Origin of the sequence: Roseiarcus sp., assembly GCF_052145395.1 — a bacterium.
In the GTDB taxonomy this organism is placed as follows: Bacteria; Pseudomonadota; Alphaproteobacteria; order Rhizobiales; family Beijerinckiaceae; genus Roseiarcus.
Genome location: NZ_JBKQOT010000632.1, coordinates 1 through 9,869 on the forward strand (window position 1 = coordinate 1; position 9,869 = coordinate 9,869).

9 protein-coding genes are annotated in these 9,869 nt (G+C 63.6%); 8 read left to right on the forward strand and 1 reads right to left on the reverse strand.

The window, feature by feature from the left end; genetic code table 11:
* The 3 genes from ACLP25_RS21840 to ACLP25_RS21850 all read left to right on the forward strand — a co-directional run.
* Positions 1–891: PhoH family protein (locus ACLP25_RS21840; RefSeq protein WP_442471245.1), on the forward strand; the 891-nt coding region annotated here is incomplete at its 5' end.
* Positions 888–1,376, forward strand: coding sequence for an rRNA maturation RNase YbeY (gene ybeY / locus ACLP25_RS21845; protein ID WP_442471246.1), 489 nt, complete (start codon positions 888–890; stop codon positions 1,374–1,376). The genes ACLP25_RS21840 and ybeY, both read left to right, overlap by 4 nt.
* Positions 1,373–2,380, forward strand: coding sequence for a hemolysin family protein (locus ACLP25_RS21850; protein WP_442471247.1), 1,008 nt, complete (start codon positions 1,373–1,375; stop codon positions 2,378–2,380). The genes ybeY and ACLP25_RS21850 overlap by 4 nt, the downstream gene beginning before the upstream one ends.
* 246 nt (positions 2,381–2,626) lie before the next feature.
* On the opposite strand, the gene ACLP25_RS21855 is transcribed toward ACLP25_RS21850, so the two are convergent.
* A complete protein-coding gene (locus ACLP25_RS21855; RefSeq protein ID WP_442471252.1) occupies positions 2,627–3,493 on the reverse strand; it encodes a MurR/RpiR family transcriptional regulator in 867 nt (288 codons plus the stop codon).
* Between the two features lie 389 nt (positions 3,494–3,882).
* Here ACLP25_RS21855 and ACLP25_RS21860 point away from each other — a divergent pair, with 389 nt between their 5' ends.
* Genes ACLP25_RS21860 through ACLP25_RS21880 form a run of 5 tightly spaced genes read left to right on the forward strand, consistent with a single transcriptional unit; the run spans position 3,883 to position 9,463 of the window.
* Entirely contained in the window at positions 3,883–4,881 is a 999-nt protein-coding gene (locus tag ACLP25_RS21860) for a sugar phosphate isomerase/epimerase family protein (RefSeq protein ID WP_442471248.1), read from the forward strand.
* Positions 4,882–4,928: 47 nt separating this feature from the next.
* Complete coding sequence (locus ACLP25_RS21865) at positions 4,929–5,981, forward strand: sugar ABC transporter substrate-binding protein (protein WP_442471253.1); 1,053 nt, start codon at positions 4,929–4,931, stop codon at positions 5,979–5,981.
* A gap of 57 nt (positions 5,982–6,038) precedes the next feature.
* Positions 6,039–7,544: a sugar ABC transporter ATP-binding protein gene (locus ACLP25_RS21870; protein ID WP_442471249.1), complete on the forward strand. Its 1,506-nt coding sequence runs from the start codon at positions 6,039–6,041 to the stop codon at positions 7,542–7,544.
* 36 nt (positions 7,545–7,580) lie between these two features.
* Positions 7,581–8,558: an ABC transporter permease gene (locus ACLP25_RS21875; protein WP_442471250.1), complete on the forward strand. Its 978-nt coding sequence runs from the start codon at positions 7,581–7,583 to the stop codon at positions 8,556–8,558.
* A 44-nt stretch (positions 8,559–8,602) separates the two neighbouring features.
* Positions 8,603–9,463, forward strand: coding sequence for a PfkB family carbohydrate kinase (locus tag ACLP25_RS21880; protein ID WP_442471251.1), 861 nt, complete (start codon positions 8,603–8,605; stop codon positions 9,461–9,463).
* The last annotated feature ends 406 nt before the right edge of the window (positions 9,464–9,869 follow it).

The following is a 9,869-nucleotide window of genomic DNA, read 5'->3' on the forward strand; positions in this document are numbered from 1 at the left end:
CTTGATGACGATCTGGTTGCCGTTCGCGTAGGCCGAAACGCCGAGCGAGCGCTCGATGCGAGCGAGCAGGCCCGGCGCGTGTTCGAGCTGCTGTACGAGCGGGTCAAGATGGGCCAGCCGGCGAGCGAGGGCGACGTCGAGGGGGCCATCGCGGAAAGCGCCTATCAGGGTCTCCTGTTCCCGGGGGAGGAACCCGCGCGGGACGGTTTCGGCGTGGTCAAGACCCGCAAACGCGGCGTCGTGCGCGCCCGGAACGCCGCGCAGGACCGTTATCTCGCCGCCTTGCGCAAGTATGAGTTGGTGTTCGCCGAAGGGCCGGCGGGCACCGGCAAGACGTGGCTTGCGGTCGGCCACGCGGTGTCGCTGCTTGAGCAGGGCCTGGTGGAGCGGCTCATTCTGTCGCGTCCCGCGGTGGAAGCCGGCGAGCGCCTCGGGTTCCTGCCCGGCGACATGAAGGAGAAGGTCGACCCGTATCTGCGCCCGATTTATGACGCCCTCTACGACTTCATGGACGGGCGGATGGTCGAGCGGGGCATCCAGACCGGCATGATCGAGATCGCGCCGCTCGCCTTTATGCGCGGCCGGACCCTGTCGAAGGCTGCGGTCCTCCTCGACGAGGCGCAGAACGCCACGGCGATGCAGATGAAGATGTTCCTGACCCGCCTTGGCGAAGGATCGCGGATGATGATCAACGGCGACCCCAGCCAGACCGATCTCGCGCCGGGGCAGAAGTCCGGTCTCGGCGAGGCCATCCGCCTGCTTTTGGGCAATCCGCGCATCGGTCATGTGCGTTTCGCGCATATGGACGTCGTGCGGCACGATCTGGTTCGCCAGATCGTCGAGGCCTACGAGCGCGCAGCGCATGAAGGGCGTTCCGCCGCCGCTCCATGAAGCTTTCGCTCGCTATCAGCGCGCCGTCCCCGTTGTGGCGGAAACTGCCGCGCGCCCGGACGATGGCGCGCGAGACCCTCGCCGCTTGCGTCGCCGAGAGCGGATGCGAGGCGCGCGACGGCGCCGAGGTCAGCCTGCTCCTGACCGGCGACGCGGAACTGCAGGCGCTCAACGCCCGCTGGCGCGGCCAGATGAAGCCGACCAATGTCCTGTCTTTCCCCGCGGCGCCTGCCGACCGCCTGGCCGACGCGCCTGCGCTCGGCGACATCGCGCTGGCCTTCGAAACCCTGGCCCGCGAGGCCGAGGCCTCCGGCGTCCCGCTCGCCGACCACTACCGGCATCTTGTGACGCATGGATTTTTGCATCTGATCGGCTACGATCACGAGACGGACGAAGAGGCCGAGCGCATGGAGGCGCTCGAGAAAAGGATATTGGCTCGCCTCGGGGTCGCCGACCCTTACGCGGACGGAGCCGCTACCGAATGAGCGAAACGACAAACGACGAGCGAGGCGAGGCCGAGCCGCGTTCTCCCTCCTCGCGAGACCAGTCCCCGAGACTTTTCGAGCGGTTGAGGGGACTGTTCGGCCTGGCGCCGGCCTCCGTCCGCGACGATATCGAGGACGCAATCGACGAGAGCGCCGCGGCCGAATTCACGCCGCAAGAGCGCGCCATCCTGAAGAACGTGCTCGCGCTGCACGATGTTCGGGTCGCGGACGTCATGGTGCCGCGCGCCGATGTCGTCGCGATTTCGCTGGACGCTACGCTGCGGGAAGTGCTGGACCTTTTCCGAACCGCGGGCCACTCGCGGCTGCCGGTTTATGCGGAGACGCTCGACGATCCGCGCGGCATGATCCACATTCGCGATCTTCTCGTTTTTCTCGCCTCCGATCCCCGCTTCGGCCTCATCGCCGAACCGCTCGCGCAAAAGCTGGATCGCGACGCGGCGGCCGGCCTCGAGACGCCGCTCTCGGACGCACATATCCTCCGGCCTGTGCTTTTCGCCCCCCCGTCGATGCCGGCGCTCGACCTATTGCTGCGCATGCAGATGTCGCGGACCCACATGGCGCTGGTGATCGACGAGTACGGGGGCACCGATGGCCTCGTCTCGATCGAGGACGTGGTCGAGTCGATCGTCGGCGATATCGAGGACGAGCACGACGAAACCGAACCGCCGGTTCACGCGGAGGGCGACGGGGCCTTCATCGTCGAGGCGCGGGCGCCGCTCGAGGAGGTGTCGGAGGCGGTCGGCTTCGACTTCGCGTCCCTCGCCGACGCCGAGGAGGTGGAAACGATCGGCGGCCTCGTCACGGCTTCCGCCGGCCGCGTCCCCGGCCGGGGGGAGATTTTGAAGGGGCCCGGCCACTTCGAGTACGAGATTCTCGACGCCGATCCGCGCCGCATCAAGCGCCTGAAACTCTGGCCCCTCGCGGCCCGCGAGCAGGCCGCGGCGCCTGCCCCGGCTCCGGCGAAGCCTGCCGAGGCCGATTAATGAGGTCGCGGTCGCAGCGGCCCCTCGGATCCCGTTCGCCCGAGAGCGCAATCGATAAGTGCGGCGATGTCTGCTGCGGCCGGAGAAGAGGGCTTCTCCCGACGGCGCCGGCAGGTCAGTGGCCCGCTCTGGGCAGGCATCGCGAGCTCTTGCTTGAACCCGTCTCGACAATCGACACGGTTCGTCGGCGCAAATAGCGGACGTACCCGAAAGCGAAGAGAGGGGTTAAGCGTCCGCGAGACACCCTCACTGTCCTTTTCGTTTTTCCCTCACCGCGGCTTTCGTTTTTGCAAGGTTAGCATCTGCGGCATTGTAATTGCGTTGGGCGACAAGAACGAAAATCGCGTCCAGCATCGTCAGCTGCGCAATCCGGGCGGCAGCGTTCTCTCCCAGGAGCGGCGAACCCTGCGCGGTCGAGCAAATGACGACGTCTGCGATCTCCGCGAGAGGCGAACCCAGATAGTTCGTGATTGCGATCGTCCGGGCGCCACTCCTGCGGGCGAGTTGGAGCGCATCGATTGTCACCAGGGTCGAGCCGCTGTGGGAGAAGCCGATTGCGACATCGGCCGTCCCCAGTAGAGACGCGGACATCGCCATCATATGCGCGTCGTCGTAAACCGAAGCCCGAACGCCTATCCGGAGGAACTTGTGCGCGACGTCGCGGGCGATCTGCGCTGAGCCGCCCACGCCGTAGAAATCGCGCTGTCGAGCCCCCGCGATGAAATCCGCGGCGCGTTGGTAGGCTTCGATGTCCGCGATCGCCAGAGTTTCCCCGAGCGCCTGGATCGAGGCGTGGAAGACTTTGTTGACGATCTCTCGCGGGCTGTCATCCGGCGAGAGTTCCTCCTGCATTTCTGCAACCGACGCCCTGGCGTAATCCACGACGTTCTGCCGGAAGTCGCGATATCCCGCAAAGCCAAGTTTCTTGGCGATCTTGACGACCATTGCCTCCGAAACGCCCGCGTCGTCGGCGACCTTTTTCAGCGCGGTTTCGTGACTGAAATCCCGTCTGGCCATCACAGAGTCGACGACCTTGGCCTCCAATGGAGTCAAATGGGGCTTCATCATACGAATCCTGGGCCCCACCGACTTTGGATCCGTACCATCCGCTATTGAGACCACCCCTCGCTCCTTACCAAAATTCGCGTCGCCGCTTTTCCAAAATCACGGGTCGGGCCGAAAGTGTGAAGAGCGCGATTGCGGCGCTCGAAACGGGTATTTTTCACCTCCCTGCGCGTTTTCGTTCGGACAGCGAACGCTTGGCGCCCCCCACGGCCGCTTTCCCTTTTCGGCCCCAAAGGCCCGATTCGGGGATTCCACCTTCTGTGTTTAGTTTACCGGATCACGGACGGATTGGCAAGTTGTAATCGTAAGCGTAGCCGGACCCTGGCCGTTTCCGCGGCATCGGCAACTTTTTTTGCGGTCCGTGACTTTTTGTCGATTTAACACTTTACAAATTTACGAAATGTTGTAATGTCAGATCACAGACCAAGGAGAGCCTCGTGCAAACCGACATCCTACGCTTTGCCACCCGCCTCAACTCGTTCGGATCGAAGCCGGACGTCTATTGGCCCAAGGGGCACGGCAAGCCGAACCCGATCGAGCTCGCCGAACGCGCTTCCAAGGCGGATGGGCTGACCGATGTCGACCTCAATTACCCCGACCATTTGGGAACCGACCCGCGGGCGACCGGCAAGGCCATCCGCGACCTGGGTCTCACGGTGAACGGCCTCGCGATGCGTTACTATTCCAACCCAGCCTTCAAGATCGGCGCTTTCACCAACCCGGACCCCGCCGTTCGCCGCGAAGCGATCGACCTCACCAAGCGGGGCATAGACGCCGCCCGCGAGGCCGGCTCCAATCTGATGACGCTATGGCTCGGGCAGGACGGCTTTGATTACGCCTTTCAGGCTGATTACGCGCGCCTCTGGACCGACGAGATCGATGGCATCCGAGAGGTCGCGGAGCACGATCCGGATTGCCTCATCAGCATCGAATACAAGCCCAACGAGCCGCGCTCCTACAGCCTGATGCCCGACTGCGCGACCACTCTGCTTGCGCTCAAGGAAATCAACCTGCCGAACCTTGGCGTGACGCTCGACTTTGCTCATGTCCTCTATGCGGACGAGCAGCCGGCCTTCGCCGCGGCGCTGATCGGCCGCTACAGCCGTATTCTCGGCCTGCACCTCAACGACGGCTATGCGAAGCGCGACGACGGCCTCATGGTCGGAGCGGTCCATTCCATCCAGACCATCGAACTCCTGCGGCAGGTCTATGCAGATGGGTTTGCCGGGCCGATCTACTTCGACACCTTTCCCGATCTGACCGGTCTCGACCCGGTTCGGGAATGCGAGGCCAACATCGCAACCGTGAAGTCGATGTTGAACATCATTCGGAAACTCGACGGCGACAACCAGCTTAGCACAGCGATTGCGCAGCAGGACGCCGTCAAAACGCAATCCATCGTTCGCTCAGCAATGTTTGGTAATACGCCTAGCTAACGACGGGTAAACCGCAGCAACTGTGAATCTGGAGGAAATGTGTGATGATGAAGTCAATATTGCTGTCCGGCGCGATGTTTCTCGCCATCGCCGCGGCGCAGGCCCAGGACCTCAAGCCCCTCAATTCCGACACCGAGCCGGATCGGATCGATTGGAGCCAGCTGACGGCGAAATTCGGGCCCTTTCCCAAGTTGCCGGCCGGAACGAAGGCTGGCGCAGTCTCCAAGACGCTCACGAACGAATACTGGCGGCTCCTCGGCGAGGGCTACCAAAACTTCGGCAAGAAGGTCGGGGTTCCGGTGTCCTACCAGGCCGCCCAGAGCGAGGGCGATCAACTCGGTCAGCTCTCGATCGCCGAGACAATGATCACACAGGGCGCGAGCGTCCTCCTCGTATCGCCCCAAACCAACTCCAATCTCGAACCTGCGATGGGCGAGGCGAAGGCTGCCGGAATTCCGGTCGTCAATGTAAACGACGCCGTCATTCCCATGGCGGTTCACTACGTCGGAAACGTCCAGCGGGATAATGGCGTGCGAGTCGCCAAGTGGTTTCTCGCGAACAGGCCGCAGGGCGGCAAGGTGGCCGTGATCGAAGGACAGGCCGGCGTCTACGCGGCGGGACAGCGCACCGACGGCTTCAAGTCCACGATCACCGCCGGCGGAGACAAGTTCCAGGTCGTGGCGAGCGTTCCGGGCAACTGGGACAGACAGCTCTCCTACGACTCGGCCACGACAATTCTCCAGCAGCATCCTGATCTCATCGGCTTCTATTGCAACAACGACACCATGGCGCTGGGCGTCGTCGAAGCCGTGAAGAATGCCGGCCTCCTTGGCAAGGTCGTCGTGTTCGGGACCGATGGGATCTCGGACGCCTACGCCTCGATCCGGGCTGGCGAGTTGACCGGGACAGTCGATAGCTTCCCGGTCCTTACGGGTGAAGTTGCATTGGAAGCGGCGCTCCGCATCGTCGCAAAAGAAGACCTTCCCCGCGTGGTCGCGACGCCGCAAGCCTTGATCACCAAGGACAATGTCGAGCGCTACAAGGGCCAGGGGGTCGACGTTCGGGCCGTCCTCGAACAGGACGCCAAAACCGGCCAATGAGCTAATGCGGCTGCCGGCAAAACGGCAGCCGCTCTTCCTTTATCAAGGGTGACCCCCATGGCTGATGCAACGCTTCGGCTCGATATTGAGCATGTGACAAAGACATTTCCCGGCGTCAAGGCGCTCAGCGATATGTCGCTGCGCGTTCGTCCGGGTGAAGTTCACGGCCTCCTCGGCGAGAACGGCGCCGGAAAGTCGACGCTACTCCGCACGATGTGCGGCGTGTTGAAGCCAAACGCCGGAACGATCACGCTCGACGGCGAGATTCTGGCCCTGCGCGGCCCCCTCGACGCACGCCGGGCTGGGATCGCGATGATCCACCAGGAGCTTCAGCAGGTCCGCGAGCTCACTGTCGCTCAGAACATGTTCCTCGGTCGCTCGCTGCGCCGCGGCTCCGTCTTCGTCGACCGCGCTGCCCAGGAGAAAGCCGCTGCTCGAGCGCTCGCGGCTCTCGACCCCGCGATCCGCGCGGACGCGCAGATCAAAACCCTCAAGGTCGCTCAGCGGCAGATTGTCGAGATCGGCCGGGCGCTGCTCGAGAATGCACGCATCATCGCCATGGATGAGCGGACATCGAGCCTGACCCCAAGCGAGTTCGAGCGCCTCGCCGTTGTGATCGCCGACCTCGCGGCGCGAGGGGTTTCCATCATCTACGTCTCCCACAAGATGGACGAGGTGTTCAAGGTTTGCAGCCGCGCGACCATCATGCGCGACGGGCAGCTTGTGGGCGAAGTTGACCTAAGAGAAACGACCGAGAGCGCTGTTGTCGCTATGATGGTCGGGCGCGAGCTCGCGGTTGCCCACCACCGCTCCTCCGCGACCGCCGAGACCGTCCTTTCGGTGAATGGCCTGACCTCGGGGACCAAGGTCGTTGACGCGACCTTCGAACTACGGCGCGGCGAGGTTCTCGGGATCGCCGGATTGATCGGCGCTGGGCGAACGGAACTGTTGCGCCTGATCGCCGGAGCGGACAGGCCGACCTCGGGATCGATCACGCTGAACGGCCGGCAACTCACCAAACAGGGCACGCGCGCCGCTATTGCCGCGGGCATCGGCCTCGCGCCAGAGGAACGGAAGCGGGAGGGAATCATCCCTCAACGCTCCGTGATGAACAATGTCGCGCTGCCCTCGATGAAGCACTTTGCCCCGCGCGGTCTCATACGAAGCCGCGCGCTTCGCAAGGAGGCGACCGAGATCCTGACCAACATCAATCTGCGTCCGCTTCTGATCGACCGGCCGATCCGCCTCTTCTCCGGGGGAAACCAGCAGAAGGCGATCATCGCCCGTTGGATTGCGGCGAATTGCCAGATTCTGCTGTTCGACGAGCCGACGCGCGGCATAGACATCGGAGCGAAAGCCGAGATCTACAGCCTTATCGAACGCCTCGCAGCGGAGGGCAAATCTATCGTCGTCGTCTCCTCCGAGCTGCCGGAGATCATCCGAGTCGCAGATCGCGTGCTTGTCATGCGTCAGGGGCGGATCGCGGCTCAGCTCGAGCGCAAGGACCTGAGCGAACAGGCCATCGTCGCGCACGCGGTCCCCCAAACCTCTGTTTCCGACTAACCGACGGCAAACGCCGCCATTCCAGGGAGAGAAACCATGTCGATCAGCACTCCGACGGCTTCCACGAGCACGCATTCCTTTCCGGGATTGCGCGTGAACGTTCGCGACTTTGGCACTGTGGTTGGGTTGCTCCTGATCTTCGCCGTATTCGCGTTCATCGCGCCAGGATTTCTCTCCGAACGAAATCTCATGAACGTGCTCCTGCAATCGAGCATCAACGCCTGCGTCGCACTGGGCATGACGCTGGTCATCATCTCGGGCGGCATCGATCTTTCGGTCGGACCAACGGCTGCGCTTTCCGCGGTTCTGTCGGCTGCATTGATGGTGGCGGGCGTGCCGCCGGCGATAGCGATCGTCGCGGGCCTCGCCCTCGGAGCGGTTTGTGGGTTCATCAACGGCGCTCTGGTCGCATTCGGAGGGCTCCAGCCCTTCATTGTGACGCTTGGAACGCTGAGCACTTATCGGGCCTTGGCGCTCATCTCCACCGGCGGCAATCCGATCCTGGGCGTGCCGGCTGGATTCCGCGCGGTCGCCAACGGCTACTTTTTCGGCATTCCGGCCTCCGTGACCGTGGTGATTGTCGTGGCTCTCATTGCCTTCATCCTTCTGCGCAAGACGCCGTTCGGCGAATACCTGCTCGCAGTGGGTGGTAATGAAGAGGCGGCTCACATTGCCGGCGTGCCGATCGCGCTCACCAAGATTGGCGCTTATGTTCTATCCGGCGTGCTCGCGGCGCTCGCTGCGCTGATCCTGATCGGGCGCCTTGGCGCCGCGGAGCCGATCCTCGGCAATCTCTGGGAGCTTGACGCGATCGCCGCGGCGGCCATCGGCGGCGCCTCGCTGATGGGCGGCAAGGGGAGCATCAGCGGCACGCTGCTCGGCGCCATCATCCTCGGCGCCATGAGAAACGGACTGACGCTGCTCAATGTCCAGGCCTTTTACCAGCTCCTCGCCACCGGCCTGATCATCCTCTTCGCCATGCTCGTTGATCGCGCCACTCGGGGGCGGTCATGAGCGCGCAAGAAACCGAAGCGCGCGGCGCGCGGACCGGTTCCGTCGTGGTCGTCGGCAGCCTGCACTACGACATCATGGTCGACGCGCCGGCCCGTCCCCGAAAGGGAGAGACCGTCGCAGGAGCGAGCTGGTCGCCGAAGTTCGGGGGCAAGGGCGGCAATCAGGCCCTCGCCGCCCGAGGACAGGGCGTCCCGACCGCGATGGTCGGCGCTGTGGGCAGCGACGATTTTGGAGCCGCGCTGCTGGCCGGGCTCGATCGAGGAGGCGTCGATCGCTCGGCGGTCGCGACCTTGCCGGGCGTGGGTTCCGGCATGAGCGTTGCGATCTTCGACGCCGAGGGCGATTACGGCGCCGTGATCGTCTCAGGGTCGAACCTAGCGATAAGGGCGAACCAAGCTCACGACGAGCTGTTGCGTTCTGCGAAAGTCCTGATCCTCCAGAACGAGATTCCGGAAGCGATCAACGAAGACGTCGCGCGGAGAGCCAGGCAGTTTGGCGTTAAAACAATCCTCAACGCTGCTCCCGCAAGAGCGTTCGAGACGGCGTTGCCGGGTTATGTCGACATCCTGATTGTCAACGCTATCGAGGCTGAGATGCTGGGTTCGACGCCCGTGCGCTCGTTGGCGGATGCTGAAGGCGCGGCAGAATTGTTAGTATCCCGGTTTGGCGCCGTGGTGGTAACCGCCGGCGGAGACGGCCTGGCGTTTCAGGACGAGGCAGGCGGCAAAGTCTCCCTTCGTAGCATTCCGGTCAAAGTGCAAAGTACCCATGGAGCCGGAGACATGTTCGTGGGAACGCTTGCTGCCAGGCTGGCTTTGGGAGACGACATGCTCACCGCCCTCAGCGTCGCCAACCAACAGGCCGCAAAACTGGTAAGTACGCCTGAGAGTGAACGGGGCCGTTAGATGGAACTGAATTCGGACGCTTAAAGCCAGATTGACTTCGGCGGGCGCCCTAAATCCTACACGGGGCCGGCCGTCGGCTGAGTGTCGGTTCGCGCCGTTCAATTGCTTCGGGCGCGTGTTTCGCCCCGGTTTGCGCTGATCGTTCGAAGCTTCTTTCAGGAACGTCCGGAGTTGGCGCAACGCTACTGCACCGGGACCGAACGGGAACGCGCGCCTTGCGTCCGAAAGCCGCCAGCTGCGGTCAAGCTGATCGAGTCCCGACGCCGGCGGCTCGCTGAAAAATCCCAGAGGCACGGAGCCGCCCGGAGCCCATTAGATTCTATACCCCGAGTCATCGAGGATCCGCGAAAGTTGTTGCGTGGCGGGGGATTTTGGATTCGTCTTCAGGGGATGATTCGGGGCGGCT

Excerpts from the sequence above, each read along its gene's own strand:
- ybeY (WP_442471246.1), top strand. The coding sequence starts at position 888 with ATGAAGCTTTCGCTCGCTATCAGCGCGCCGTCCCCGTTGTGGCGGAAA.
- ACLP25_RS21850 (WP_442471247.1), top strand. The coding sequence starts at position 1,373 with ATGAGCGAAACGACAAACGACGAGCGAGGCGAGGCCGAGCCGCGTTCT.
- ACLP25_RS21865 (WP_442471253.1), top strand. The coding sequence starts at position 4,929 with ATGAAGTCAATATTGCTGTCCGGCGCGATGTTTCTCGCCATCGCCGCG.
- ACLP25_RS21870 (WP_442471249.1), top strand. The coding sequence starts at position 6,039 with ATGGCTGATGCAACGCTTCGGCTCGATATTGAGCATGTGACAAAGACA.
- ACLP25_RS21875 (WP_442471250.1), top strand. The coding sequence starts at position 7,581 with ATGTCGATCAGCACTCCGACGGCTTCCACGAGCACGCATTCCTTTCCG.